The following is a 25,398-nucleotide window of genomic DNA, read 5'->3' on the forward strand; positions in this document are numbered from 1 at the left end:
TTACAATTTTTTGGTAGAATAGAAGACATGATTGCATGTTTATTGCTTAGAAAAGGGGAACAAGGACCATGAGGTTTGAATGGAAAAATATTTACCGCGGGATTCTTATGGGTGCGAGTGATGTAGTGCCGGGAGTCAGTGGCGGGACAATTGCCGTTGTTTTAGGGATTTATGATCGCTGGATTGATGCGATTAATGGGATATTCAGTAAAAGGTGGAAGCAGCAGCTAGGATTTTTAATTCCATTATTAATTGGAGTAGGTACCGCATTTATTGTACTGAGCAGGCTGATTGAATGGCTGTTTGAGCATTACCCGGGACCTACGCAATATTTCTTTATGGGGCTGATTATAGGGGTGCTGCCGTATTTATACCATAAGGCTGATATGAAACATACCTTTAAAGGAAAGCATTATGTGCTATTGCTGATTGGAGCGGTGCTTGTAGCTTCGCTCGCATTTTTCCAGGCAAGTGAAACAGAACCAATGCAGAATCTTACTATGGAAAATTATGTGTTGTTATTCTTTTCCGGCTGGATTGCCAGCAGTGCCATGGTGCTGCCTGGTATCAGTGGTTCGATGATATTATATATTATCGGGGTCTACTCTACGATTATCAATGGGGTATCTAACTTCCAATTGGATGTTCTCGGCGTTGTAGGTATCGGGCTGGTGCTTGGTGTAGTAATCATGAGTAAGATTGTCAAATTCTTTCTTGATAATTATACAGAAGGAACTTTCGCTGTAATCATCGGTTTAGTAATTGGTTCGGTGGCCGTAGTATTTCCTGGCGTTCCGGGAAGTGGCGTGATGATGGCCGTCAGCGCGATTGCTTTTATCGGTGGTTTGCTTGCTGCTTACCTGCTTGGAAGAGTAGAATACAATTAGTATTGGATGAGGTAGAGGAGACAAAGACATGGAAGCTATCATGACAGAAGAGGTATTCGAAAAGGTTATTAACAATAATAAACCTGTCATCATCAAATTTGAGGGGTCCGGGTGCCCGGATTGTATCGTGATGGATATGTTTATTGGGGATGTAATCGAGGAATATCAGCAGTATGAATGGTATAAGGTGTCTCGTGATGAGTTGCCTCATATTGCAAGCCGATATGATGTGATGGGTATTCCTAGCATTTTATTATTTCAAAACAGTGAAAAACAAGCGCATTTACATAGTGCGGATGCAAAAACACCAGAAGAAGTACAAACATTTTTACATGCACATCTATGATTTTCTTGGGGCGGTCTCAGTATACCTATTGAGGCGGCTCTTTTTATAAATTGGCAGGGATTAGAAAGGAGGAAGGAACACTGTGACCACAAAAGTAATATTAGTCGGAGGTGGACATGCACATTTACATGTCATACGCACGATGATCGAAGAGCGTGCCGATCAAGTGGAGCTGCTATTGATATCCCGTTCTTCCTTTCAAGTATACTCCCCTATGCTTGCTGGTTACGCAGAAGGTAATTATACCAAAGATCAGGTACAAATAGATCTAAGGAAACTTTGCTCTAAAGCCAAGGTTCCCTTTATTCAAAGGGAAGCGGCTTATATCGATACTGGTAAACGCAAACTTGTGTGTAAAGATGGCGCCGTTTACCCATTCGATATACTTAGTCTGGATATAGGTGCTAAGAACCCTCAAAAATTATTAGGGGAAAATGATTCAAAGGACAGGGATATTTTTAAACAAATCGATACACTGCGGGAAAGTCATTCCCCATTAATCGTGAGCGAGGATGCCTTAGGGGTCGAGCTAGCGCTTGCAATCCAGGCTTATAAACGCCGCTTATCTAAAAAAGGCCACGTCCGCCTGCTTGGTGAAAACCGTTTGTGTCAAAGCGAGGCCCAGTGGACGCATCAAAAAATTCTTCGTATTCTGAAGAAACATAACGTCCAGGTTTGGGAAGGGGAAAGCATCCAGGCGACTCATGATGACCATCTCCTGACTGAGAAAAATAATAAAATCAGGTTCACAGAGGTATTCTGGCATGGCAGGCCGGCTCCAGGACCTATTTATGAACGTTCGTCACTCCCTACCAATGAAAATGGATTTGTTGAAAACCTGTCCACACTTCAGGTGAAAGACCATCCTTATATATTTGCAGTAGGGGATGGGACAGCTTTAGGAAGTAAATCCAAACATGCAGATAGTGAAGGACATGCAGTCAAACAAGGTGAGTTATTATGGAAAAATATTTGCAGTTCCCTGGAGGATACATCTTTAGATGAATTCCACCCTCAAAAACGCTCCTATTCCATAATTTCTACAGGTGATCAGGAAGGACTGCTCATCTATGGAGCTGTCAGTGTGCATAACAAACAAGCATGGAAAGTAAGAAGTAAACTTGACCAAAATTACATGAATTACTTCCTTAATGATTAAAAAGAGGCTGTTTATAAGCAGCCTCTTATTTCATTTCTGGCTGACACTTTTCTCCCAACACTTTTTCACACCTGTTGCCTATAGATAATAATGATAGGAGACAAGGACGTCTGCTTTAATCATTAGCTGGCCGGGTTCGATAGGCGTCGGAGCGGCTTGGAGCGCAGTCGCTTTTAAGAAAGGAGAAGGCTGGCTGGTTTCAGGGCTCTCGATGACAGAATGTGGGATAGCGTTCAGGGTGGCGTGGAGGGATCTGGCAATGGTCTGTGCTTTTTGTTCTGCTTGTTGCAGCGCTTCTGCAAGGGCCTGGTTATAGATCACATCTGTATGCTGAAGTGAAAATTCCACTCCGCGGACAACATTAGCCCCGTTGGCTGTAGCAGTGTCGATGATCGAACCAATGGCAGCCATGTCATACAGGGTTATTTTCAATAGATTGGCGACTTTGTAACCCCGGAATATTTGCTGTCCTTCTTTGAAGTCATAGACAGGGTTGATACGGAACTCACTGGTTTGAATTTGGGACTCCGGGACCCCTGCTTTCGTTAAGGCATCGATGATTTTTTGGATTGCTGCGCTATTTGAAGATTGAGCTTCCTGAAGACTCATATCCTCAGTTTCTACTCCAGTTATGATTATCGCCTGGTCAGGAGCGGCGGCCACCATACCTGTTCCAGTGACCTTCATCGTCCATGGTCTAACACTTGTATTCCTATGCATGGGGTAATGATACATACTACAACACCTCCTATCCAGTATATGCCTGGATAGATAGTTCCATGTTTTATTTAAATGAATGAATGATCATCTAAAGGAATGTGGATGTTCAAGAAGGAATAAAACGGAAGAAGTCAAATAAATAACATAGATGTAAGGAAAGGGGAAATGTGGATGGAAGTTCAATGGTATGATTGGATAACACCGACAACGCCAGCTGCAGGGTTATTTTTCGGATTTATCTTCACCTTGATTGCAGCTATTATGATGAAATGGCAAATGAAAAGCTGGCGGTTGTTTTTAGTAGCTCTGGGGGCCGGGTCAGGTGTTACCTTACTATTGGTTAGTGGATTGTATTGGCTGGGATATTATAGTTAGGAGTGGAAGGTATGAATAAAATTAAAAAAGAAGATCGTGAACAGGTAATAGCTTCTATTCAGGAGTATTTTGAATTGGAAAGAGGAGAGCAGCTAGGCAGCATAGCCGCGGAACAGTTGTTAAACTTTTTTATAAAAGAGCTTGGCCCGATTATGTATAATCAGGGAATTCGTGATGCGAAAGGGCTGGTAGAAGAAAAAGTAATGAATTTGGATGAAGATATCTTAGCGCTGGAGCGTCGTGTCGGCCGGAATTTTTATCGGTAACAAAAATCCTCCCACCAAAAAAGGCGGGAGGATTTTTTTAGTTGTCTTTAACTCTTAGCAGGCGAAGTCCATTTAGGGTAACGAGCAAGGTCGCCCCCATATCGGCAAAAATGGCAATCCAGAGTGTGAGCCAGCCTGGAATCACCAGGAGGAGCGCTGCCAGTTTTACGACGAGGGAGAAAGTGATGTTCTGTTTGATGATCGCAAGTGCCTTACGACTAAGTTTTACGGTATAAGGCAGCTTATTAAGGTCATCACCCATTAAAGCTATATCTGCAGTTTCAAGCGCTGTATCCGTACCGGCGCCCCCCATTGCTATCCCGACTGTCGACGAAGCAAGTGCAGGGGCATCGTTCACCCCATCACCAACCATAGCGACACTTCCATATTGTTCCCGGTAGCTTTTGATGAATGTCAATTTATCCTGCGGGAGCAGCTCGGCTTTTGCCTGGCTGATACCGATCTCATTACCGATGGCATTGGCGGTACGTTGGTTGTCTCCGGTCAACATGATTGTATTGCTGATTCCTAACTCAGAAAGCTGTTTGATGATCGTACTACTTTCTTTTCGGATGGTATCACGGACTGCAATCAACGCATGGAGTTGAGTTTCCGTCCCGGCCAGCATTACTGTATTTCCTTGTGCCTGCCAGTCATGAATCCGTTCAATTATCTGTTCATCATAACCGGCTTTATTTTTGAACAGGGAAGGAGAACCGATATAGTAGGTGGTTCTATCAATCTTACCTGTAATGCCTTTTCCGGTAAGTGCCGAGAAGTCACTGACCTCTATTTGTTTATAATCGATTTGCTTTTCATCTGCACGCTGTAAAATAGCGGCTGCTAAAGGATGCTGTGATTTATACTCTAATGCTGCGATCCAACTCATAGGGTCAGGAGAGTTAGAAGTGACCAGGTGATAACCGGTCATTTCTGGTGTCCCTTTTGTCAGTGTACCTGTCTTGTCAAAAGCGATCGAGCGGATTGCGCCCATTTCCTCTAAATAGACACCGCCTTTGATCAGTACGCCGTTTTTCGCAGCATTTCCAATAGCCGTAACAATGGCTACAGGAGTCGAGATGACTAAAGCGCAAGGACAGCCGACAACCAGAACGGCAAGCCCTTGGTATACCCATGTTCCCCAGCTTGCTCCCAATAATAGAGGAGGCACCAATGCAACGAGCAACGCTACCAGGATGATAACGGGAGTATAGTACCTGGCGAACTTATCGACAAAGTGTTGGGACGGTGCCCGTTCGGCTTGCGCTTCCTCGACCAGGTGAATAATTTTCGAAAGTGTTGTATCCTGAACGGTTTTAGTTACCTCCACTTCAAGATAGCCTTCTTCATTCAACGTGCCGGCAAATACTTCATCACCTTCCACCTTGCTGATAGGGAGTGATTCGCCAGTGATGGCAGCCTGGTTGATGGCGGAAGACCCTTGTGTGATTTTACCGTCCATGGCTATTTTCTGTCCTGGTTTGATGACCATGATATCTCCTATTTGGATGTCCTTGACATGAAGCGTCATCTCTTGGCCATTTCGTTTGACCAAGGCTTCATTAGGTGCGATATCCATCAGTGATTGAATAGAAGCACGTGCTTTATCCATGGAATAAGTTTCGAGTGCTTCGCTAATGGCAAACAACACAACCACAACGGCTGCTTCGCCCCATTCCCCGATAATAGCTGCTCCGATGACTGCAATTGTCATCAGCGTACGCATGTCAAAGTCCAGCCGGCTTAAATTCTTTAGTCCAGTAATAAACAGGGATGTACCCCCAATGACGATCGCTGCAGCAAATAATGCAATGGTAAATCCACTTTCCTCCCCGTCCATCAAGACTGAAGCGTACCCTAAGATGATGAATAAAATGGATAAGGATTCTTTTCGATAGCTCTCCCAGAAACTTTTTTTCTCTTTTTCAGGTAAAGGAGCATCTTCTGGTGCAAGCTGCAAATTTTCAAAAGCTCCTGCTTTCTCGAGCTCTTCAATAGAAGTGTCTCCGTATACTGTGATCTTGGAAGCTCCGAAGTTTACATTTGCTTGATCCACACCTTCCAGGTGTTGGACGTTCTTTTCGAACTTTTGCGCACAGCCTGCTCAGGTAAACCCCTGAACGCGATAAGTTCGTTTATCTGTTTGCTCACTCATGGTGTGCCACCTCCTTAGAATGATTGAAGGCCATATCGATTAAATGGCTGACATGGTCATCATTCAAACTATAATAGGCAAGCTTTCCCTCTTTCCGGTATTTCGCCAGCCCTGATTTGCTTAAAAATCTGAGATGATGAGAAGCGGTTGCGTTGGTACTATTGATGATATTAGCTACATCACAGACGCATAATTCTGTTTCTATCCTTAACGCATAAGCGATTTTTAACCTTTTTTCATCTGCCAGCGCTTTGAAAATCTGCCCAACGTCAGAAAATGAATGCTCCGTGAATTTATTTTTTACATGGTCCACTTTATCCCGATGGATACAGGTGACATCACAGGTATCTTTCGCCATCGTTTCACTCCTTATTCTAATCGTCGTTTGAATGTATTATATTCAAATATCTGTTTGAATGTCAAAGAAAAATGGACAAAGAAATTATCCTTATGGAGATTTCTGCAATTAATACTTACGTTTGTTGAACATTGACTTTATTACTTTTGAAGATAACGGAGGGAGAGAATGCGGCAGTGGATACAAGAGAAATTCTAACAATCAACAAAAAATCGAGTATGAAATCTTTGCGACTTCATACTCGATCTAATCTGCAATGACTACTTTTTTTCCTATTATCTGAACTGGACATTCCTCGATTTTATATTTTCGCACCTTCCAAATAAGCATGGATACCTTCCCCTTGAACAAGTACCAACTTTCCGTTTTCCAGATCCCAGGAATAGGAAGGAGTGCTTTTCTCTTTAAGGGTTTCAGGGGTACCTAAACCATAGACACGATTATATAAATCGACGGCTTGTTCCAAATCAGATACTCCTGTCTTAATTTCCTGGAATGCCTGGGGGTTGATGAAACGCGTATCTTTTGGGCGGTTACTGCCTTCCCATTCGATTAAAAAGGGGAGGGTATTACGGCCAGCGGCTTCTGGAAACAACATCCGCCATTTTAAGGTGGATCCATCAGTTTTTTCCCTTCTGCCGGGAAAGGGTCCCTTATAAGGAATCCCTTGTTTATCCCAAATATGGATAAACTGATTCATTTCTGTGGTCCGTAAAGCAAATTGGATCGGTCCCTGTCTTCCGCATGATAAAGCAAGGGCAAGCTGTTGAATTAAAGGGTTATCTGAATTTCCCGCTGTTTTTTCATTTTCAACCCCGATCCATTCGAGATAACAATCATTTTGGAGATGACTCAAGTGATTGAATGTGCCCCAGAATTCATGCCTGCCGCCAGGAAAACCTTTTATTCTATAATTCTCTTTAAAGGCTATCTGGTCTTGTGACGGATGATTGGCCGCTATCACCAGATGATCAAAAGCAAGCATAGAGAAACCTCCTTATTTGGATAGTCCGAATTCATCTGCCAATAATTCATAGGAACGTAAGCGTTCTTCAAATGGATGGACAATCGTGTTGATGATTATTTCATTTACCCCATAACCAGTTGCAAGGTCTTCCAGCTTTTTTTTCACTTGCGATGGAGAGCCCACTGCCATACGACGGCGGTTTTCACGGATGCGTTCTTTTTCAAAAAAAGTATAAGGGTAGCATGCGGCCTCTTCAGCAGTAGGAAAATGCTCCCTTTTCTCGCCTTGCTCAATCTTAAGCAAGGCTAGATCCAGGCCTGAGGCCAGGTGTTCGGCTTTATCTTCCGTATCTGCGCATATGGCAAAAACCGAAACGTTTCCTTCTGGGTGGGACTGTTGCAGGGAAGGTGTGAAGTGTTCATCATAACGCTTCATAGCGCGTGTTCCTCCATAACCGTTAATGAAATGTGCAAAAGAATAGGAAGTACCAAGATCCGAAGCAAGACGGGCGCTTGTACCACTGGATCCGAGCATCCAGACAGGGGGAGCTGTTTCTCCTAAAGGCGTAGCGTAAACATCCATTTCATAAGGATCATGGCCGTGAAGATAGGCCATTAGATCCTTCACCTGTTGGGGGTAGCTCTCAATGGAAGGGTGCTTTCCATCATTCAATGCCAGGTTTACATTAGGTAAACCCCCTGGTGCTCGTCCTACCCCTAAATCGATGCGGTTAGGGTGAAGCGTTTCAAGCACACGAAACGACTCTGCAACTTTATACGCACTATAATGAGGGAGGAGGATGCCTCCTGTGCCCACCCGGATTTGCTTTGTATGGGCTGCGAGATGTGTAATAAGGATTTCAGGTGCTGAACCTGCCAGGCTTTTTGTGCTATGGTGTTCAGATACCCAGAATCGATGATAACCAAGCTTATCGGTGAACTGAGCCAGTTCTGTTGTCTGCTGTAAAGCTTGAGCCGGAGAGGTATTTGTTAAAATGGGCGATTGATCTAATACGCTCAGTCTCATGATTTTCTCCTTTCGTACTATTAAGGTACATCGTGCCATCACTAAGGGCAGGATGCAACCTATCTGCCTTTGCTCTGTTAAATCTCAGTGCTGATTTTCCAGATAAGCTCCCTTTTATGGAAGACTCAGTTTCGAGAGAAACTGTTTCCGTTATGGTGATAAGCGTTTGGAGGGCCGGGAAATCACTCGCTTTCCATGGGGGTACGGTGAGCTTCCTCGGGCTAATGCCCTGCGGGATCTCACCATGTACTCTACTCCCATAGGAGTCTCGCAATTTCCCGGCCCTCCTTGCGTTTGTAAGACTAACGGAAACATCGATATGCGGAACCACCATCTTAACAGCTGAAAAGAGCTTATGTCCTGAATCATTGAGCTTTTCATGCAGAAAATGTGGAAGATATCTTCTCACAACGTAGGGTTCGTTCGTCAAAATATGGATAAGGTGGCGGGGAAACGGTGAGACTCCCGTGGGAGAAGGGGCTAGGCGAGACCCCACAGGTCGTGAAACGGCCGAGGAGGCTTGCCAGCCTCCCCCACAGGAAAGCGAATCGTTTTCCAGCCACCCTTTCGCCTGTCTCGGTAACGAACCCAAATTACTTTGAAACTAAGTCTTCCACAATTCGGCCATATTGTTGAATAACAGCACCGTTTAGCAGAGATATATTCATAAAACCGGCATATAAAAAGGTGAAATGTGGAAGATACAAATAAAAAGGAAAATAGAAGGAAGTGATCATATCGAGCGATTTTATGAATTAGAAGCCTTGAAAGAAAAAATTGCAGAGAGTAAATTAGCATTACTATATATTTCCGGAGCCAACTGTTCCGTATGCCATTCCCTGTTGCCCCAGGTAGAAGAAGTAGTGAAGAAATACCCTCAACTGGATTCGTTCCAATTGGAAGCGGATGACGTGCCGTCTGTAGCCGGGGAGTATTCGATATTCACTGTTCCGGTCGTCATTATCTTTGTTGATGGGAAAGAGATAGATAGAAAAGCCAGATTTGTACCAATAGAGGAACTGGATCAACAATTATCTAAAATGACAGGTTTACTATTCGAATAAAACAGCCGACACTGCTTCCTGAAGCGGTGCCGGCTTAATTTACCTCGCCATAAGCCCCATCAATCCGTAACTCAGCATTGTTTGTGAATCTATAGCAAACGTTTCTTTGAGGCGCAATTCATTCGATTGAATAGGAGTGAAGAAGGTTGCTCCTCTACGGAATTGATCATGTGGTGTATGTGCCAGCATTTCCCCAGGTTCTAACCCTTCTATCACTTCTACGAGCCCATCGACTTCTATGCCGGTTTTAATCGCTCGCCGCACTAATTTTCCAGTATCATCCATCACCCACGCAAACAGGTTTTCTTCCGTAGCTAACAGAGGGGCGAAGGCGGTAACAGCTTCATCGGCCCTGTCCGTAATAATGGAAACAGCTACATGATAGCCAGGCAGCATTTCAGCCAAATCTTCTTCGATAGATACTACGAACGGATACTCACTGTCCTGGTTCACGGAAACGTTTTCTGGAAAACGAGCGACAGAAGAAACTTTCCCTTTGAGTTGGAGTTCTTCTTCCTCCGGAATGGTGATTTCGGCATTCATATCTTCTTTTACGCGTTTTCGTTCTGCTTCTTCCAATACGCCTTCTACCTGTAAGGTAGTAGTTTTCATCGTGATGATAGGTGAATCAAGCTCTTCTGAAACATCCGTGATCACGCCATTGAAAGGGCTCTGCACAGTAATGATCTGGCCTTCGGATTCCAGATCATCCAGCTGGGATTCTACCATGTCCAGCATAGCTTCTTTTTGTGCCAGTTCCATTTCTTTCTCAGCAATCGTTTGTTCTTTCATGAATTCAGTCTCCGTATAAGCAGGCGAATTCTCATCGCCTTCCTCATCAGGTGTTAAAATACTGCTGTCTTCGCTATTGTCAGGCTCTGGTACTTCATAACTTTCCATTTCGGTCAAATAACTTTCAATTGCGTTGATTTCCTCTTCCAATCGGCTAATATCGGACTCCAAAGAAGATTGTTGTGTGTGGTAATCGATGACTTCATATTCATATAGGTCGTCACCTTCCCGGACTTCGTCACCCTTTTCAACCAGAAACTTTTGAAAGTACCCAACACTATCATCGAAATAAATCGGATTTGATTCCGTAGCTGCGAAAACCCCATCCGTGGAGAGGGTTTCAACCAGGTCATATGTAAATGCCTCCGACCAGTCATTAATGTAAGATTTTTGTTCAACTTTATCTTCCCTGTCAAAAAAAATCAGCAGAGAATTAGTGAGCACGAAGGCAAAGGTCAGGAAAAAAAACCACCTTTTTTTTCTTTTATTCTGCATGTCAGTTCACCCTCATTCTAACTATTCAAAATATAAATCAGGAATAAATCATAACGGGAAATGGCAGCTGTCCCTGCCCATAAAAGCAGGTGCCAGCTAATGACTCCAAGCCAGATCCAAAATCTTTTCGTGGTGGAAAGATATTGTAAACATTTGATCTGATACCAGATAATCCAAACCTGGAAAATAGAAATAGCTCCGAAAAAGTAAATGATCCATTCTATATCAGTAATATAGGATGCGGCTACTCCGAAAGAAAATGGTGAAACATACCAATCGATTCCGGCATAAACCATTAATGGAATCCATAGGATTCTCTCTAGCAGCATTACGAGCAATACATTCATTTGAATAATAATGAGTTTGCGGTAACGTATATCATTGAATAACCACCAGAAGAAAGAAGAAGCAAAGAGAATGAAGGCAGCAAACAAAATAGCATAGGCAACCCTCCCGATGAGGAACCATAGCTTCCGAAGCTCGTATTCTTTATGGGTGAATTCGGTAGCGTTGGCAGAAATCGGGTCGGTGCCAAGTCCAATCCAGCTTGTCCATATGTAAGTGAGAATCGAGACTAAGAATAATAAAAAGATTAACTTCCAAAAGTTAAAAACCTTTTCTGCGCGGTGAATTTTAAACAGCTGATCCTCACGCCGGAAGAATAATTTAAATAAGTTAATCGCATACATGGTGGATTGTTCCTTCCCTTGTAATCTTCAATAAATTCATGCTGTCTACTATTCTAGCTGAATTTTTACACTCTTTCTATATATATCCAAAATTTGTGGAAATTTGTTATAGCCTGAAGACCAATAAAAAAATCACGTATTTTGAAAAATACGTGATTTTGAGGTTTGGAATTTCATGATTTTGGGTACTTGCTTACTATATATCTTTGTATAATTAATAAGATTTAGCACCAAGATAACGGTTTTTCCAGTAAGAGATGTTCATATTGGAAATAGTTACACCGTCACTTCCAGCATGGATGAATTGTCCATTGCCAAGATAGATTCCTGCATGGGAAGGACCTGCTTTGTAAGTTTCATAGAATACCAGGTCTCCTACTTGAGGGCTGCTTACAGATGAACCGGCGTTATAGATCTGAGCCACTGTTCTAGGTAAGTCGGTGCCATTTTTAGCAAATACATAGTTCAAGTAGCCGCTGCAGTCAAATCCGCTAGGAGAAGTTCCACCCCAGACATAAGGAGTTCCCATGTATTGTTTGGCAGTAGAAATCAACCCGGATGTGGATGTGTTTGAGCTTGTGCTGGTCTGTGAGACATTACTGGTTGTTGAGCTGGAAGAACCGTCAATGCTCAGTTTTTGTCCGACATAGATTACAGTGCTGTTTAAGTTGTTCCACTTCATGATGTCCCGGTAGCTTACGCCAAACTTAGCACCGATTTTAGACAGATAGTCGCCTGACTGCACTGTATATGTAGTTGCGTTGCTGGATGAACTGGAACTTGAAGCAGTATTGCTTGTTTGAGTGGATGTTGTACCTTCAAGCTTCAAAGTTTGTCCAACATAAATGATTGTACTGCTCAAATTGTTCCACTTCATAATATCGCGGTAGCTTACACCATATTCAGCACCGATTTTAGAAAGATAATCACCTGCTTGAACAGTATAAGTGGTAGCGTTAGAGCTGGTAGTCACTTTGCTGCTGGAACTGGAATCGTCTGAAATTTTCAAAGTTTGACCAGGGTATATAAGATGGGAAGAAAGTCCGTTAAGTTCTTTGATTTTATATATAGAAACACCATATTGTTGTGAAAATTTCCATAGTGAATCGCCGGATTGTACGGTAACACTTTCTGCGCTGGCAACTCCTGCGCCGATAGTCAAAGCACCCACAAAGCTAGTAGTAACGATTGCCTTCTTGAAAAAGTTGTTTTTCATTATGATTATGTACCTCCAAAGGTTAGTTAGTTTCTAGCAATTTTTGCTAAACTCATAGTACCATATTATTCCTGTGTTTTAACATTACAGTATAATTACAATATGATTACAAAGGTCATAAATGAATTAGCAAATGGGTATATTATAATTTGGAGCACGATTTTATTACATATTAAACAGGGCGCCGGCCGCAATGTAAACTGCCGGCGCCCTGTTTTTGTTTTTGACAAAGTTCTTTATTATGAGCCAGGAGCCGCGCTTTATTTACGCTGCCTGGTTGGTTTTCTGCAAACAGGTAAAGCCATATTGGTTTAAAGTCGATTTGCTAATTTTGTTTAGTGATTCTGCTCACGTGGTAGCTATAATTAGATAGATTTTAAAGGAGGCAGTGATAATATGGAATGGCTTAGAATCATATCATATATCGCATTAGCAACCGGTTTGATTTCTACATTGATTATAGCTATTGATGTATATAAGCATCCACAGATGATGTGGATTATGAATCTCGTCTGGCCGATCAATGGATGGTTTTTCGGACCATTTGCCTTATGGACTTATTTCCGCTGGGGGCGGCTGAAGGCGAAAGATAATGAAAAAGAAGATAACCGTGGGAGACCGGAAAAAGTATTCTTCTCCACAAGCCACTGTTCTTCCGGATGCACGCTGGGAGATGCAGCAGGAGTTCCGCTGGTAGCAATAGCAGGTTTGACTATATTAGGAACGACATTATTTGCCCATTATCTGGTGCAATTCGTTTTAGCATATATTTTTGGTATTCTGTTCCAGTTTTTTGCTATTCATCCTATGAATGATAAAGGAGTAATGGGATCATTCAAGGATTCCATCAAGGCGGATACATTATCCCTTGTAGCATTTGAAGTCGGGATGTTTGCCTGGATGGCACTTGTCCATTATGTTTTATTTGCACACCCACCGAAGCCTACGGAAGCGACATACTGGTTCATGATGCAAATTGCGATGATTATCGGATTTGCTACAAGCTATCCTGCTAACTGGTGGCTGGTGCAGAAGGGGATAAAAGAAGAAATGTAAAGGCGGCCATTTGATTGGCGCCTTTTTTCTTTAGGTTGTACGCTAAGTTTCCTATAATGTAGGGTAAGATACCATTAAATAGGGTGAGTTGAAAGAAATTCCAAGAAACGAGGGTTATCCATGCCTAGATATAACAAAGCGTTATTTCTATACAATGGCAATGCTGGCAGCGATAATATAGAGCAGAAACTATCCGAGACACTGCCGGTATTTGCGCAAAGAATCAAAGAATTGATTGTCATACAAACGTTCAGTATTGAAGAGGCGCAGGAAACTTGCCTGAATTATGGGGAACAAATTGACCTGCTGCTCATCTTAGGTGGCGATGGAACATTGCATGCCTGTATCAATACTATCTCCCGGCTGGAAAAGCGGCCGGTCATCGGTGTTCTTCCTGGAGGGACGAGCAATGACTTCAGCAGGATGATGGAGATACCACAAAACTTAAACCAGGCAGCAAAAACGCTGGTTAATGGCCGGGAGACTCCGGTGGATGTGGGGAAATTAGAGGAGTGCTACTTCCTGAATTTTTGGGGAATCGGACTGGTGACTGAAACATCTTTTAATATCGATAAAAATCAGAAAAGCAGACTTGGTGTACTGAGTTATTTTATAAGTGCACTAAAAACCATCAATCAGGCTGATTCATTTTCCTTCCGTATGACAATTGACGGGAAAGTGATAGAAGACGAAGCGATCATGATTCTGGTGATGAACGGGAAGTATTTAGGCACGAGACAAATACCGATTGATTCCATCCATGCTTCGGATGGACAGCTGGATGTTTTAGTAATTAAAAATTCCAATCTTACTTTATTCAAAGAGTTGATGTCTTTGGATCAGCCATGGGCTGAAACGGAAAGTTTTCAGGAGCTGTCCTATACAAAAGGGGAACACATTGAAATTACCGCTTCTCCCGAACAAGAAGTAGACATGGATGGCGAAATAAATTTCAAGACACCATCCTCCATTGACCTATTACCTAACCATCTCACATTTCTGCATGCGCAATAACCGCACGAGATATTCGTGCGGTTTTTTTGAGCTTGTGTTTTTAAATTCTTAGAAATAAGTGTTGACGGGGCGTTTAGGGTTTTCATCATCGTCATCTGCAGCTTTATTGACTGCATCTGCAGTTTTATCCACTGCGTTCATGGCAGCACTTTCAACAGCTTCTGTTGCTCCCTGGACAGCATCAAATGCTGCATCTGCACCGTCCTTGATACTCTTGGCTGTGCGGGTCACATTCTGCTGTGTCTGGTTTCTTTTTTTGGCCACGATTTATCCACCTCCTGACTTAGGTTAGTTTGCAGCTCGTTCACAAGCTTATTCGTTGCAAGCTGAATTACCCCACATAAAAAGGGATTTCATGGGTTTTATGGAATTAAAAGATATAGAGGAAAAGGAGGAGAAAGAATGACAGTAAGTGGTTTTGAACCAAAAGTTCATGCAGTGTTTGTACATACGAAGAATTTGCGTCGGTCAGCAGCCTGGTATAGTGATTTATTAGACCTTCCATTTGATAGCAGCAGGGTGGAGTCTCCGGTTTATAATATGCCCCTTACAGGAGAAGTTTATATGACGTTGGATGACCATGCTTTTGACCCGGATTATCAATTTGAACCAGTACACACCCCGGTATTTAATTTTTGCTCTTCAGACCTTGCAAAAAGCTACCAGTGGGTAAAAGGAAAAGGTATAATAATTGTACGTGATATAGAGAGACATGGGGATTTTGGCTGGTTCAACATTGAAGACCCTGATAAGAATGTTGTCATGATTTGCGGCAATATTCCATCTTGATCGATAGAAGGGATGGCAACTGGAGGTATGAATGCCTGGTCAGGAGATACAGAAAAATAAGAGGAGCTTTCAACATTGAAAGCTCCTCTTATTTATGTGAGACGGCTATTCCAAGGGGGTAATGAACTGTATCCCGTGGTGGCTCGATTAAAACCCCTTTTTGATAAAAGAATTCTTTTGAACTATAATCAGTAAATAAGTCCTGGAATTCCTCCGGTTTCAACTGATGAATATGAAATGGCGAACTACTTGGCTTGCCGCGCCCCTGGCCGAACGGAGTGGACACCACCAGGGTTCCGCCTTCTTTTAGTAAGTTGTAGTAATTGGCTAACAGTTGTTCTTCGTCTTCGATGTGTTCATATGTTTCAAAGCTCACAATCGTATCGAAGGTCCCGAGTTTTTCCGGAAGCTCTGGATCGACAGCATCCATAACTTTATAACTTGTTTTCGGATGATAATAAGTCGCTTTAGCATATTCGATGATAGCAGGATCAATATCGACACCAATGACTTCATTTACTTCTTTTTTTCTTTCTTTCGCTATCATGTGGGTCCCGTAACCGGCGCCGCACGACAAATCCAATACTCTTCCTTTTGTATAGGGCATGGCAAATTGGTAACGTGCCATATGCTCGAGCAGCATCCTGTTGGAGGGCTTCATGTACTCTGGAATAACACGTTCGCCAGTATCCTCAACCACTATTCTTCACCGCTTTCTATAAAAATGAATCATCTTCATAAAGTATGCCATAAATTTTGTTGATTCACCAACACCCGTAAGTGATTTGACAGGGATTTATCACCGATTTATAATTATTTTAAATTCGAGATATTAATGAGAGGAAGAAACCCTATGGATGAAAAAGAACAATACCAACAGAAAAAAGAGGATCCTTCCTTAAAGCTGTTTGTTGTGTTGTCAAAAGCAGAAAGGTCGATTGAAGATCTGGTTAAAAAAGATATTCACCGCTATGGCTTAAATGCCACGGAATTTGGTGTGTTGGAACTTCTATACCATCAAGGGGAACAGCCGCTTCAGAAAATTGGAGAAAAGATCCTGCTGGCAAGCGGAAGTATCACCTATGTGGTAGATAAATTAGAAAAGAAAGCCTATTTAGAAAGAATCCCTTGTCCTAATGATCGTCGTATAACGTATGCATCTATTACCCCTAAGGGGAAAGAAATGCTTAATAAAATCTTTCCGGACCATTGGAAGCAGATTGAGCAGATCACTGATGGACTGTCGGAAGAGGAGAAGCTCCAGGCGATCGAACTGCTGAAAAAACTCGGTAAACACGCAGATCAGTTAAAGGGCTAGATTTAATCAGAGAATTGATACAATTGATGATAATTTAATTCCTGAAGATATATTTACTTTATCTGAAAAAGTCAAAGGTCTGCGGACCTTTGACTTTTTTTGTCTTTAGGAGGAAGAAATTTGATCATTTCATTAAAAGAAGTTAAAAAGCCGTTTCCCTGGCAGCTATCAGGAAACACAGCATAAGTGGAAACAGCTGCAAACGACCCAGGCTGAAGAACAGGAAAAAATCATTCAGCAGCCATACAAACAAAACAATCCGGTAGAAAAGGATTATGAAAAGTTAATTTATGTGGAAGAGAAGCAAATTTGGAAAAGCTTTGGAAAAGCTTGAAAAAAGAATGATGGAAAAGCGGGAATAGGGTGAGTTAGAGGGGTTGAATATACAAAAAGAACGTCTGGAAACAAAAATTGCTGCACTTTATGCGGAGTGGGTGGAAGTCTGAAAAAAATGAAGGATGTGTGACGTATATCATAGTTAGCCTTTCAAAAAGAATTTACTATATAAATAGTAAAAACCTTTGAAAGGGAGAGGGTATCGTGGTTGATATGAACTTATCTGGTCTTTTGGTATGGATGATTTTCCCGTATGTCTCTGTTGCTGTATTTATGATGGGAATGATATGGAGATATGAGGAAGGTGCAAAAAAGAAGCAGGTACCAATGATGTATCATGTCACCATGATTTCCTTGTTCATTATTAATGGGATCCTTTTGATTGGGCTTTTTTACAGCGATGGCATCCACTGGCTTGGGTGGTACCGGGATTTCCTGATGTTCCAGCCTGATGTGAATGCTATTATGCCAAGTTCCGGCATGCAGCAAATACAGGTGCCAATGTTCTTTTTCGGTCTGGTAATGCTGCCGTTTTCTATTTATATGCCCTCACTGTCTTCGCCTTTCAAACACGTGAAGCAAGTGCGCAGGTTAGTGAAAAATGCAATTTGACCATGAGGAAGTTTATTTAATGAAAGCCGACACCAAAAGTGTGTCGGCCTTTTTATACTCGTCTGGGGAATTATTAGTGATTCTTTGTGTGGCTCACTTTAAGCGGTGGGTCACATCAAGCTCCAGCAAGAAAATACGAAGGCTTTCTCCATATGTCCTGGGGCCAAACCGATTTTTTCTTATAGCCCTGTCAGTGGATAGATACCTGCTTAGCGGGATTTTTTCTGTTAGCTTTATAGTATTTAACGAGATTCTCCTGAATGCTCGTGAAGTCAGGGCATGTGATAGGAGTACCTTCCAGGTCTTTTTGAGTCTGGGAAACATCATAATGACTGTCGCAAGTGAAGTAGTCTAACGCTTCCTTTGGCATGCCTAACCATTTCCGGACAACTGCCAGTTTCAACGTATTTCCTGCCCATCCAAGTGGTACGGTAAAGCTAGGTTCTTTGGAGAGATATGAGTTGGCAAAAAGTTTATAGATAGCTTTTGCCGTCAATGGCGCCGGATCGGTCAGGTGGTAGGTTTTCCCTGCGCCGATAGGGTGATGACTGAGGTGGATGGCAGCCTGGACGACGTAATCCCATGGGACCAGATTCACCTCTACCTGTCCTTCTCCGAAAAAAGGAAGCAGGGGAGCGTAGCTCATATGCGCAATCATATTAAGGATGAAATATGGGCCATCGAATTTAGCGGTAGTACCCTCTTTGGAATCTCCAACTACTATACCTGGGCGCAGGATCGTAGTTGGTACATCATGCTTTACTGATTGAACCAATCGTTCTGCTTCATATTTGGTGTATTCATAATGATTTTTAAAGCCTGCTTCATGTTCCAGTTCGTTTTCGTAGATAGCGCCTGAGCGTCTACCTGATACATAAGCTGTACTGAAATAGCTATAGCGTTCTATACGGTCTGCCAGTTTTACCCACTCATTGACATGCCTCGTTCCATTGACATTTACCTGCCATGCTGGAGTTAAAGGTACGGATAAGTCATAGATAGCTGCCAGGTGAAAAAAGTGGGTCACTTCATTTTTTAACTGTGCGGATGTCTCTTCATCAATACCAAACTCAGGAGCAGTGATGTCGCCTTCGATTAAACAAAACTTATCTTCGGTCAGGTAGCTTTTCTGGATAAGCCTCTGCAATGATGATTCTGCCTGTTTTTTTGCTGATTTAACGTACAACAAATATATTTTGTCCACGGGATAGCCTTGATGGAAGATTTCATCTATCAAATGTGAAGCAAGGAATCCGGGATATCCTGTAAAGAAATATGTATTGGCCATCTAAATGTCTCCTTCCTTTTCGATATTATTCGATAGATAGCGGTAATTTCCCTGTTTGTTTATATGATTTTTAAGAAGGGAAGAATGAATATGAGTTATCTTTCAAAGGAGGACGTTATTGTGCGTGTATTAGTTATCGGTGCAAATGGAAAGGTTGGCAAGTTACTTATCAATAAATTAAAGGATTCAGAACATGTCCCGGTAGCGATGGTACGGGATACCAACCAGGTGCCGCAATTTGAAGAAGCAGGAGTTGATACGGTACTAGGTGACTTAGAAGGGGACTTTTCTTCCGCCTATTACGGTGTGGATGCAGTTATCTTTGCGGCAGGTTCAGGCCCGCATACCGGAGCGGATAAAACGGTTCTGATTGACCAGGAAGGTGCGATAAAATCTATTGATCTGGCCAGGCGCTTTGGAGTGCAGCGCTATATCCTGTTAAGTTCGATGGGGGCTGACCAGCCAGACGCAGGCCCTGATGGAATGAAACATTATTTATTCGCAAAACATCGAGCGGATGAATATTTAAGAAATTCCGGGTTGAATTACACAATCGTACGACCGGGTGGTTTAACGAACAATCCTGGAACAGGAAAAATCAGACTGGACGAAAAGCTGCATGAGTTCGGTAGCATTTCCCGGGAGGATGTAGCAGAAACGCTGGCATATCTGTTAAGTGTTCCTCGTGCAGAAAACGAGACCTTTGAAATATTAGAGGGAGATACCCAACTGGAAGAAGTATTGGCTTATTAATGTAAAAAAGACAATCCCAAAAGGAGGCTGTTCCTTATTAGGAGCAGCCTTTTATAACGGCAGGATGACAGGGATTATTTTTCTATTAAAAATTTCTGGAAAAGGTTTAGCCTCTGTTGAAACGGGGTAGACATGTATTATATACTAGGCACTGCATTAGCAGCAGTGATATAGGATTACTCGGAATTATAGGGGGCACACCGATGACGAAGCATGATGTTGTCGTATACGTCAGCAATAATTGTTCACATTGTGAAAAAGTCGTTGCAAAGTTAAAAGAATGGGATGTCAATTTCAGAGAAAAAAATGTATCTGAAAATAGAGAGCATTTCAAAGAACTGCAGAGGCAGAAGATATATGGCACGCCTGCAGCATTCATTGATGGTGAACAGGTTTTGGGTTTCCAAAAAGGGAAGTTGCAAAGAAAACTTGGCATATATAATGACATTTCTTTTAATGTTCATTGATGACAATGCGATAGGGCTATTTTACAAGTGATCGTTCATCACTTGTCTTTTTTTTGTAGAAAACCTGCAATTTCTGTTTATGCAAATCACCATTTTACTTAGTAAACATAGGCTGTTGATAGAAAGGAAGAAGGTGATTTTCATGTTTTCCTATTCAGATAGATATTATCAGCAGGAACCATTCTTCCCGTACCCTTACCAGCACCAGCCGATGATGGGAGAATATTCTTATAGTTATCCTCAATATCCGCAAAGCTGGAATATGCCTCAAGCGCCGGGAAACCCTTTTGAATATTACACAAAACCGATGTTTCCGCAGCAGAATAAGATGCAAAGTGGATACGGCAATCAGCCTTTTTTCTATAACAACGGCGTAAACCCTAAGAACATGATCGGTTATTTTCAGGATCAGAATGGTCAGATTGATATGGATAAAATGATGAAGACCGTCGGCCAATTAGCACAAACTGCCAATCAGCTTTCCCCATTGATGAAAGGCATAGGCGGGTTCATTAAAGGAATCCGCTAATAGCGTGCAGGGCGAGTCCTTGTACGCTTACTTCTTTTATGTTTTCAGTTAGGCGAAGGAGGGACAAACGTGATCGGTTGTTTATGTATTCATGGCTATACAGGAGGACCATATGAAGTACAGCCATTAGTGACTTACCTGGAGCAAAGGACCGACTGGAAATTTGAAGTCCCTACACTTCCAGGGCATGGAAGAGTACTGGATTTAAAAGGCCGCTACTTCCAGGAATGGATCGCAGCGGCTGAACTTGCCTACCTTGAACTGAAAAAAACGTGTGATAAAGTATATATTATCGGTTTTTCCATGGGGGGCATGATTGCTGCCTATCTTTCTGCTAAACATGAAGTGGATCGTCTCGTATTGTTATCAGCTGCAGGAAAATATATCAACGTACCGCAAATGTATAAGGATCTTACCAGCTTTCTGACAGAAGCTCTAAAGGGAAGTCTGGAAGAGAATGAGCTGTTCCTTCACTATCAGAATAAATTGAAACAGACGCCATTTCCGTCATCGGTGGAGTTTGTTAAATGTGTTCAGTTTACAAGACCTTATTTAAAGGACATCCACAATCCGATTTTGATCGTTCAAGGTAAGCAGGATGAGATGGTCCCAGATAAAGCGGCGCTCTACCTGGAACAGGAAATCCCCTCCAAAGACAAGCAGCTCGTTTTTTTCAAGCAATCAAAGCATTTAATTTGCCATGGTAAAAATAAAGATGAGTTATTCGAGACCGTAATATCTTTCTTAACACGATAATTGGAGACGGGTATATTCGTATTGTTATCTCCACAGCCTGATTATGAACGATATCATGGGACAGTGAAAAGCTAAACGAAATAAAAGAGAGCCTGGCTGAAGGAACATACACCCATCAGCCAGGCTCTTAGTTCTTGTCCAGGAAATTTTAATGATGATTATAGATAACATTTTGCACTGAACTGCATCCAGCTCCAGCGCCTACCCACTCAAGGTCTTAAACCAATCCTCTCTGTGATCAAAAACGTCACGGCGAGGCTTGGCTTAAGCTCGTGGGGCAAAGAAGGCGCCTGCGCTTTCTTTAATATCAGTCTTTGAAGAACGCGATTACGAGTCCGCCTTCGCCGGCATAGGTGGAAATCAATGGCCCGGTTTCCATGAACAGACTGTCTTTAAAATTATATTTGGTTTTGATATCGTTTAAAATCAAGCGGCCTTTCTCTTCGCTATTGCAATGAGAAAGGGAGATTACACGATCCTCAAAGCTGTTGGCATACTCTCCGATTTGTTCAATAAATCTTCGGAATGCCTTTTTGTTTCCGCGGACTTTTTCAATTACTTCAATGTCACCTTTATCATCGCTTGCTTTCAATAATAGTTTAATATTCAAGGTTTTAGCAATGGTTCCTCTTACTTTGTCGAGTCGGCCGCCTTTGATGACGTTTTCGAGTGTCTGCAGAATAAAAAGTGTTGTTGTTTTTTCTATCCGTTCTTCCATATGGGAGGCAAGCTGTTGCAGGTCAGATCCTTCCTTGATTTTCTTTCCTGCTTCCTGCACGAGCAGCGCTACTCCACAAGAAGCGGTTTTTGTATTCAAAACGACGATTTCCCGGTCGGGTTCCTCATCTAATAACATATCTTTTCCCATAACAGCGCTCTCGTAAGTACTGCTTAATCCTTTGGTCATCGCCAGCACGAGGATGGGGCGGTCTTTATCCACTTGCTTGCAAGCTTGATAAAAGTCATAAGGGCTTGGAGCAGAAGAACGTGGCAATTCCTCCGATTGTTTTAGCTTTTCATAAAAGAGCGGGAGATCCAGGGTTTCTCCCGTCTTGTATTGTTCATCTCCAAAATGGAGATTCAATGGTACGATCTTCAGCCCGTAATTTTCAATCAAGCTTTCAGGAACATCTGCTCCTCCATCAATGATCATTTGAATAGTCATCTTAACACCCGCTCTCATTAATTATTGATTCGTATGATTGTTTTTACTTAACCGTGTTAATTTAGGGGCTGCTTTTTTAGTGGTACTAAAGATGAACATCATCAAGCCGAATATTACGATGGTACCGCCTAACCATTGAGCCCAGGTAATCATTTCACCTAATATGATATAGGCTAATATGGTTGCACCTAGCGGTTCGAACAGAATACTCATCGATATTGTCGAGGTGCTCAGCCACTTCAGTGCCCAATTGAACATGGTATGGCCAAAAAAGGTCGGGATGATGGCGAGGGCCAGGAAGATCCACCAATGACCAGCCGGGTATCCGGTAAATGGATGCTGTAAAAGCAGGTTGTAGATAATTAATACTGCCGATGCCATCGCATAGACAACAAAGGTATAAGTCATTAAGGATAACCGCTTGCGTAAGTTTTGACCTAAAAGGAAATACCCTGTAACCATCGCGCCGCCAAGCAGTGCCAGAATATCTCCCAGTAACGCCATACCGCTGATTTGGAAATCGCCCCACCCAATGATGACGCTTCCTGTCAGGGTGATTACCATACTTAAAAGAGCACCGGCGGTGAATCTTTCCTGAAAAAAGATATAAGTTCCAAGAAAAGCGAAGATCGGCTGCATGGTAACCAGAACGACCGAGCTGGCTACTGATGTATAACTTAGCGACTCGAACCACAAAATGAAGTGGAGTGCGAGAAAAATACCAGCAAAGCATGCTAATAGCCAGTCCAGCTTTGAAATCTTGCGAAACTCCTCCCTATATTTCAAAAGTACATAGGGACTCATGATTAAAACAGCGAATAACAGGCGATAATTAGCAATAATAGAAGCTGGAGCTCCTGCCGCCAACTTTACGAAGATTGCTGCTGTTGAAACGGAAATGACCCCGATAAAAACAGCAATATATGGATTGAATGGAGGCTTATCCATCGGATCCCTCCTTGTTACATCAGTTTTTTACCATTTTATCATTCATCTGTTTGAAAAGCATCTGAAAAATAGGTAGAATAAAAAATGGTCGTATGTTATGATGGATGAATCTATCGGACAAGTGGAGCGGCAGCCTCTTCCGTAAAGTGGGGAAAGGCTTTTTTTACGTGACTTACAATAGAAATAGTACAAAAGATTTTATTTAAAGGAGTATGAAAAGAACGTGACTACATTTTATTCATTAGGATTAACTAAACCGGTGTTGAAATCTTTAGACCAAATGGGTTTTGAAGAAACTACACCGATACAGTCTGAAACTATACCACTCGCTATGCAGGGACGGGACGTCATCGGGCAGGCGCAGACAGGTACAGGTAAAACAGCAGCTTTCGGTATCCCGATGATCGAAAAAATCGATCAGGACCGTAACGATATCCAGGGGCTTGTTGTTGCGCCTACTCGTGAACTTGCTATCCAGGTTGCAGAAGAAATTAACCGTCTTGGTAAATTCAAAGGGGTCCGTGCCCTGCCTATCTATGGCGGACAGCACATGGATCGTCAAATCCGTGCATTGAAAGACCAAAATCAGATCGTGGTAGCGACTCCAGGACGCCTGTTGGATCATATCCGTCGCAGAACCATCAAACTGGCCAACGTGCATACAGCCGTACTGGATGAAGCTGATGAGATGCTGAACATGGGATTCATTGATGATATCAAAGATATCCTGAAGGCTATCCCGGAACAAAGACAGACGTTGTTGTTCTCAGCTACCATGCCAAAAGCGATTCGTGATATTGCTTCTACCTTGATGAAGAAACCTGAAGAGGTTAAGGTGAAGGCAAAAGAAATGACTGTGGAAAACATTGAACAGTACTTTGTAGAACTGCAGGAGCGACAAAAATTCGACGCACTTACTCGTTTGTTAGACATCCAGGCTCCGGCACTGGCTATTGTCTTCGGTCGGACAAAACGCCGTGTTGATGAGTTGACAGATGGTTTGCAAACACGAGGCTTCCGTGCCGAAGGAATCCATGGTGATTTGACTCAAGGGAAGCGTATGTCCGTATTGAATAAGTTCAAACAAGGAAGAGTTGAAATCCTGGTCGCAACCGATGTTGCAGCTCGTGGGTTGGATATTTCTGAAGTATCCCACGTATATAATTTCGACATTCCGCAAGATCCGGAAAGTTATGTCCACCGTATCGGCAGAACAGGACGAGCTGGACGCCAGGGTAAAGCAATTTCTTTCATTACGCATCGTGAGAAAGCTCAATTGCATTTGATCGAGAAATTAACAAAGAAAAAAGTAGAGCGTCTTGATGTTCCATCAAACGATGAAGCTCAGCGTGGTCAGCAGCAGGTAGCTGTTGATAAGCTTCTTAAGACTATGGAAAGCAGTGATCTTAAGGCTTACCACCAGGCAGCCAACGAATTGCTGCAGCAGCATGATTCCATGGACATTGTAGCAGCAGCATTAAAAATGATGACGAAAGAACGTCGTGAAACGCCAGTCCGTCTCTCTGGTGTCCAGCCGATCAGTGTTAAAAAAGCACAGTATGATAAAGGCAAGAAAAAGTCTTATAACCGAAATGATAAAAAGCGCGACTTCAACCGTAAGAATTCACGTAACCGTAAATTCAACCAAAAACGCGGTGGCCGCAATCAAAACCAGAAATAAAGAACTTTTATAAACCTGCCGGGTGCTATCCCGGCAGGTTTTTTTAATCGTCCAGAAAATTATATGGGTCGGAAATCGGGAAGATTGTGCTAGTTTTTAAGCAGGTGGTAAGCTATAAAACTGCTTGTCTTTATCCGTGGATTACCAATAATATACATAAAAGGGAGCCTG

29 protein-coding genes are annotated in these 25,398 nt (G+C 42.5%); 16 read left to right on the forward strand and 13 right to left on the reverse strand.

Features of this window, described 5'->3' with window-relative positions; genetic code table 11:
* The first annotated feature begins 68 nt into the window (after positions 1–68).
* The 3 genes from P855_RS0119855 to P855_RS0119865 all read left to right on the forward strand — a co-directional run bounded on the left by P855_RS0119855 (position 69) and on the right by P855_RS0119865 (position 2,392).
* Positions 69–887, forward strand: coding sequence for a DUF368 domain-containing protein (locus P855_RS0119855; RefSeq protein ID WP_037986653.1), 819 nt, complete (start codon positions 69–71; stop codon positions 885–887).
* A 28-nt stretch (positions 888–915) separates the two neighbouring features.
* Positions 916–1,233 (forward strand): thioredoxin family protein, encoded by a 318-nt coding sequence (locus P855_RS0119860; RefSeq protein ID WP_028785174.1) that lies wholly within the window; start codon positions 916–918, stop codon positions 1,231–1,233.
* A gap of 82 nt (positions 1,234–1,315) precedes the next feature.
* A complete protein-coding gene (locus tag P855_RS0119865) occupies positions 1,316–2,392 on the forward strand; it encodes an NAD(P)/FAD-dependent oxidoreductase (RefSeq protein WP_028785175.1) in 1,077 nt (358 codons plus the stop codon).
* 78 nt (positions 2,393–2,470) lie between these two features.
* Here P855_RS0119865 and P855_RS0119870 read toward each other — a convergent pair whose 3' ends face one another.
* On the reverse strand, positions 2,471–3,127 hold the full coding sequence (locus tag P855_RS0119870; RefSeq protein ID WP_028785176.1) for an SIMPL domain-containing protein: 657 nt from the start codon (positions 3,125–3,127) through the stop codon (positions 2,471–2,473).
* A 156-nt stretch (positions 3,128–3,283) separates the two neighbouring features.
* Here P855_RS0119870 and P855_RS0119875 point away from each other — a divergent pair, with 156 nt between their 5' ends.
* Entirely contained in the window at positions 3,284–3,487 is a 204-nt protein-coding gene (locus P855_RS0119875; RefSeq protein WP_028785177.1) for a hypothetical protein, read from the forward strand.
* 11 nt (positions 3,488–3,498) lie between these two features.
* The gene (locus P855_RS0119880) at positions 3,499–3,753 is read left to right on the forward strand and encodes a DUF2164 domain-containing protein (protein WP_028785178.1); all 255 of its coding nucleotides are present in this window, start codon (positions 3,499–3,501) and stop codon (positions 3,751–3,753) included.
* A 37-nt stretch (positions 3,754–3,790) separates the two neighbouring features.
* Here P855_RS0119880 and P855_RS0119885 read toward each other — a convergent pair whose 3' ends face one another.
* The 4 genes from P855_RS0119885 to P855_RS0119905 all read right to left on the reverse strand — a co-directional run bounded on the left by P855_RS0119885 (position 3,791) and on the right by P855_RS0119905 (position 8,259).
* Entirely contained in the window at positions 3,791–5,908 is a 2,118-nt protein-coding gene (locus P855_RS0119885) for a heavy metal translocating P-type ATPase (RefSeq protein ID WP_084315782.1), read from the reverse strand.
* Positions 5,901–6,266 carry an ArsR/SmtB family transcription factor gene (locus tag P855_RS0119895; RefSeq protein WP_028785180.1) on the reverse strand — a complete coding sequence of 122 codons (366 nt, stop codon included), beginning with the start codon at positions 6,264–6,266 and terminating at the stop codon, positions 5,901–5,903. The genes P855_RS0119885 and P855_RS0119895 overlap by 8 nt, the downstream gene beginning before the upstream one ends.
* 301 nt (positions 6,267–6,567) lie before the next feature.
* On the reverse strand, positions 6,568–7,251 hold the full coding sequence (locus P855_RS21440; protein WP_051353344.1) for a VOC family protein: 684 nt from the start codon (positions 7,249–7,251) through the stop codon (positions 6,568–6,570).
* Positions 7,252–7,263: 12 nt separating this feature from the next.
* Positions 7,264–8,259, reverse strand: a complete 996-nt coding sequence (locus P855_RS0119905) for an LLM class flavin-dependent oxidoreductase (protein WP_084315783.1) — start codon at positions 8,257–8,259, stop codon at positions 7,264–7,266.
* A 692-nt stretch (positions 8,260–8,951) separates the two neighbouring features.
* Here P855_RS0119905 and P855_RS0119910 point away from each other — a divergent pair.
* Positions 8,952–9,323 carry a thioredoxin family protein gene (locus P855_RS0119910; RefSeq protein WP_084315784.1) on the forward strand — a complete coding sequence of 124 codons (372 nt, stop codon included), beginning with the start codon at positions 8,952–8,954 and terminating at the stop codon, positions 9,321–9,323.
* Between the two features lie 39 nt (positions 9,324–9,362).
* Here the strand turns inward: P855_RS0119910 and P855_RS0119915 are convergent, their stop codons facing one another.
* The 3 genes from P855_RS0119915 to P855_RS0119925 form a co-directional block, all read right to left on the reverse strand.
* Positions 9,363–10,610, reverse strand: coding sequence for an efflux RND transporter periplasmic adaptor subunit (locus P855_RS0119915; protein WP_028785183.1), 1,248 nt, complete (start codon positions 10,608–10,610; stop codon positions 9,363–9,365).
* Between the two features lie 17 nt (positions 10,611–10,627).
* On the reverse strand, positions 10,628–11,299 hold the full coding sequence (locus P855_RS0119920) for a hypothetical protein (RefSeq protein ID WP_028785184.1): 672 nt from the start codon (positions 11,297–11,299) through the stop codon (positions 10,628–10,630).
* Positions 11,300–11,513: 214 nt separating this feature from the next.
* Positions 11,514–12,515: a C40 family peptidase gene (locus tag P855_RS0119925; RefSeq protein ID WP_028785185.1), complete on the reverse strand. Its 1,002-nt coding sequence runs from the start codon at positions 12,513–12,515 to the stop codon at positions 11,514–11,516.
* Positions 12,516–12,911: 396 nt separating this feature from the next.
* Between P855_RS0119925 and P855_RS0119930 the strand changes: the two genes are divergently transcribed.
* Both P855_RS0119930 and P855_RS0119935 read left to right on the forward strand, forming a co-directional pair.
* Positions 12,912–13,571 (forward strand): DUF4396 domain-containing protein, encoded by a 660-nt coding sequence (locus P855_RS0119930; RefSeq protein WP_028785186.1) that lies wholly within the window; start codon positions 12,912–12,914, stop codon positions 13,569–13,571.
* Positions 13,572–13,691: 120 nt separating this feature from the next.
* Positions 13,692–14,585 (forward strand): YegS/Rv2252/BmrU family lipid kinase, encoded by an 894-nt coding sequence (locus tag P855_RS0119935; protein WP_028785187.1) that lies wholly within the window; start codon positions 13,692–13,694, stop codon positions 14,583–14,585.
* 48 nt (positions 14,586–14,633) lie between these two features.
* On the opposite strand, the gene P855_RS0119940 is transcribed toward P855_RS0119935, so the two are convergent.
* A complete protein-coding gene (locus tag P855_RS0119940; RefSeq protein WP_037986657.1) occupies positions 14,634–14,849 on the reverse strand; it encodes a hypothetical protein in 216 nt (71 codons plus the stop codon).
* A gap of 138 nt (positions 14,850–14,987) precedes the next feature.
* On the opposite strand from P855_RS0119940, the gene P855_RS0119945 reads away from it, so the two are divergent.
* Positions 14,988–15,374, forward strand: coding sequence for a VOC family protein (locus P855_RS0119945; RefSeq protein ID WP_028785189.1), 387 nt, complete (start codon positions 14,988–14,990; stop codon positions 15,372–15,374).
* 88 nt (positions 15,375–15,462) lie between these two features.
* On the opposite strand, the gene P855_RS0119950 is transcribed toward P855_RS0119945, so the two are convergent.
* Positions 15,463–16,074: a class I SAM-dependent methyltransferase gene (locus tag P855_RS0119950; RefSeq protein WP_028785190.1), complete on the reverse strand. Its 612-nt coding sequence runs from the start codon at positions 16,072–16,074 to the stop codon at positions 15,463–15,465.
* 153 nt (positions 16,075–16,227) lie between these two features.
* Here P855_RS0119950 and P855_RS0119955 point away from each other — a divergent pair, with 153 nt between their 5' ends.
* Positions 16,228–16,692 carry a MarR family winged helix-turn-helix transcriptional regulator gene (locus P855_RS0119955; protein WP_028785191.1) on the forward strand — a complete coding sequence of 155 codons (465 nt, stop codon included), beginning with the start codon at positions 16,228–16,230 and terminating at the stop codon, positions 16,690–16,692.
* A 540-nt stretch (positions 16,693–17,232) separates the two neighbouring features.
* Positions 17,233–17,640: a hypothetical protein gene (locus P855_RS0119960; protein WP_028785192.1), complete on the forward strand. Its 408-nt coding sequence runs from the start codon at positions 17,233–17,235 to the stop codon at positions 17,638–17,640.
* Between the two features lie 190 nt (positions 17,641–17,830).
* On the opposite strand, the gene P855_RS0119965 is transcribed toward P855_RS0119960, so the two are convergent.
* Positions 17,831–18,928: an SDR family oxidoreductase gene (locus P855_RS0119965; protein ID WP_028785193.1), complete on the reverse strand. Its 1,098-nt coding sequence runs from the start codon at positions 18,926–18,928 to the stop codon at positions 17,831–17,833.
* A gap of 120 nt (positions 18,929–19,048) precedes the next feature.
* Between P855_RS0119965 and P855_RS0119970 the strand changes: the two genes are divergently transcribed.
* The 4 genes from P855_RS0119970 (at position 19,049) to P855_RS0119985 (ending at position 21,433) form a co-directional block, all read left to right on the forward strand.
* Positions 19,049–19,681 carry an SDR family oxidoreductase gene (locus tag P855_RS0119970; protein WP_028785194.1) on the forward strand — a complete coding sequence of 211 codons (633 nt, stop codon included), beginning with the start codon at positions 19,049–19,051 and terminating at the stop codon, positions 19,679–19,681.
* A 203-nt stretch (positions 19,682–19,884) separates the two neighbouring features.
* Positions 19,885–20,148, forward strand: coding sequence for a glutaredoxin family protein (locus P855_RS0119975; RefSeq protein WP_028785195.1), 264 nt, complete (start codon positions 19,885–19,887; stop codon positions 20,146–20,148).
* 142 nt (positions 20,149–20,290) lie between these two features.
* Complete coding sequence (locus P855_RS0119980) at positions 20,291–20,677, forward strand: YppG family protein (RefSeq protein WP_028785196.1); 387 nt, start codon at positions 20,291–20,293, stop codon at positions 20,675–20,677.
* Positions 20,678–20,746: 69 nt separating this feature from the next.
* Positions 20,747–21,433 (forward strand): alpha/beta hydrolase, encoded by a 687-nt coding sequence (locus tag P855_RS0119985; protein WP_028785197.1) that lies wholly within the window; start codon positions 20,747–20,749, stop codon positions 21,431–21,433.
* Positions 21,434–21,740: 307 nt separating this feature from the next.
* Here P855_RS0119985 and P855_RS0119990 read toward each other — a convergent pair whose 3' ends face one another.
* Positions 21,741–22,598, reverse strand: coding sequence for a DegV family protein (locus P855_RS0119990; protein WP_028785198.1), 858 nt, complete (start codon positions 22,596–22,598; stop codon positions 21,741–21,743).
* A 21-nt stretch (positions 22,599–22,619) separates the two neighbouring features.
* A complete protein-coding gene (locus P855_RS0119995) occupies positions 22,620–23,546 on the reverse strand; it encodes a DMT family transporter (RefSeq protein WP_028785199.1) in 927 nt (308 codons plus the stop codon).
* Between the two features lie 223 nt (positions 23,547–23,769).
* On the opposite strand from P855_RS0119995, the gene P855_RS0120000 reads away from it, so the two are divergent.
* On the forward strand, positions 23,770–25,227 hold the full coding sequence (locus P855_RS0120000; protein WP_028785200.1) for a DEAD/DEAH box helicase: 1,458 nt from the start codon (positions 23,770–23,772) through the stop codon (positions 25,225–25,227).
* Positions 25,228–25,398 lie beyond the last annotated feature (171 nt).

The organism is Thalassobacillus devorans MSP14, assembly GCF_000496835.1.
Taxonomy (GTDB): Bacteria; Bacillota; Bacilli; order Bacillales; family Halobacillaceae; genus Thalassobacillus; species Thalassobacillus devorans_B.

Coding starts and splice junctions, on each gene's coding strand:
- P855_RS0119945 (WP_028785189.1), top strand. CDS start 14,988: ATGACAGTAAGTGGTTTTGAACCAAAAGTTCATGCAGTGTTTGTACAT.
- P855_RS0119905 (WP_084315783.1), bottom strand. CDS start 8,259: ATGAGACTGAGCGTATTAGATCAATCGCCCATTTTAACAAATACCTCT.
- P855_RS0119910 (WP_084315784.1), top strand. CDS start 8,952: ATGTGGAAGATACAAATAAAAAGGAAAATAGAAGGAAGTGATCATATC.
- P855_RS0119975 (WP_028785195.1), top strand. CDS start 19,885: ATGACGAAGCATGATGTTGTCGTATACGTCAGCAATAATTGTTCACAT.
- P855_RS0119860 (WP_028785174.1), top strand. CDS start 916: ATGGAAGCTATCATGACAGAAGAGGTATTCGAAAAGGTTATTAACAAT.
- P855_RS0119980 (WP_028785196.1), top strand. CDS start 20,291: ATGTTTTCCTATTCAGATAGATATTATCAGCAGGAACCATTCTTCCCG.
- P855_RS0119955 (WP_028785191.1), top strand. CDS start 16,228: ATGGATGAAAAAGAACAATACCAACAGAAAAAAGAGGATCCTTCCTTA.
- P855_RS0119990 (WP_028785198.1), bottom strand. CDS start 22,598: ATGACTATTCAAATGATCATTGATGGAGGAGCAGATGTTCCTGAAAGC.
- P855_RS0119930 (WP_028785186.1), top strand. CDS start 12,912: ATGGAATGGCTTAGAATCATATCATATATCGCATTAGCAACCGGTTTG.
- P855_RS0119895 (WP_028785180.1), bottom strand. CDS start 6,266: ATGGCGAAAGATACCTGTGATGTCACCTGTATCCATCGGGATAAAGTG.
- P855_RS21440 (WP_051353344.1), bottom strand. CDS start 7,251: ATGCTTGCTTTTGATCATCTGGTGATAGCGGCCAATCATCCGTCACAA.
- P855_RS0119995 (WP_028785199.1), bottom strand. CDS start 23,546: ATGGATAAGCCTCCATTCAATCCATATATTGCTGTTTTTATCGGGGTC.
- P855_RS0119925 (WP_028785185.1), bottom strand. CDS start 12,515: ATGAAAAACAACTTTTTCAAGAAGGCAATCGTTACTACTAGCTTTGTG.
- P855_RS0119870 (WP_028785176.1), bottom strand. CDS start 3,127: ATGTATCATTACCCCATGCATAGGAATACAAGTGTTAGACCATGGACG.
- P855_RS0119965 (WP_028785193.1), bottom strand. CDS start 18,928: ATGGCCAATACATATTTCTTTACAGGATATCCCGGATTCCTTGCTTCA.
- P855_RS0119855 (WP_037986653.1), top strand. CDS start 69: ATGAGGTTTGAATGGAAAAATATTTACCGCGGGATTCTTATGGGTGCG.
- P855_RS0119920 (WP_028785184.1), bottom strand. CDS start 11,299: ATGTATGCGATTAACTTATTTAAATTATTCTTCCGGCGTGAGGATCAG.
- P855_RS0119880 (WP_028785178.1), top strand. CDS start 3,499: ATGAATAAAATTAAAAAAGAAGATCGTGAACAGGTAATAGCTTCTATT.
- P855_RS0119935 (WP_028785187.1), top strand. CDS start 13,692: ATGCCTAGATATAACAAAGCGTTATTTCTATACAATGGCAATGCTGGC.
- P855_RS0119915 (WP_028785183.1), bottom strand. CDS start 10,610: ATGCAGAATAAAAGAAAAAAAAGGTGGTTTTTTTTCCTGACCTTTGCC.
- P855_RS0119875 (WP_028785177.1), top strand. CDS start 3,284: ATGGAAGTTCAATGGTATGATTGGATAACACCGACAACGCCAGCTGCA.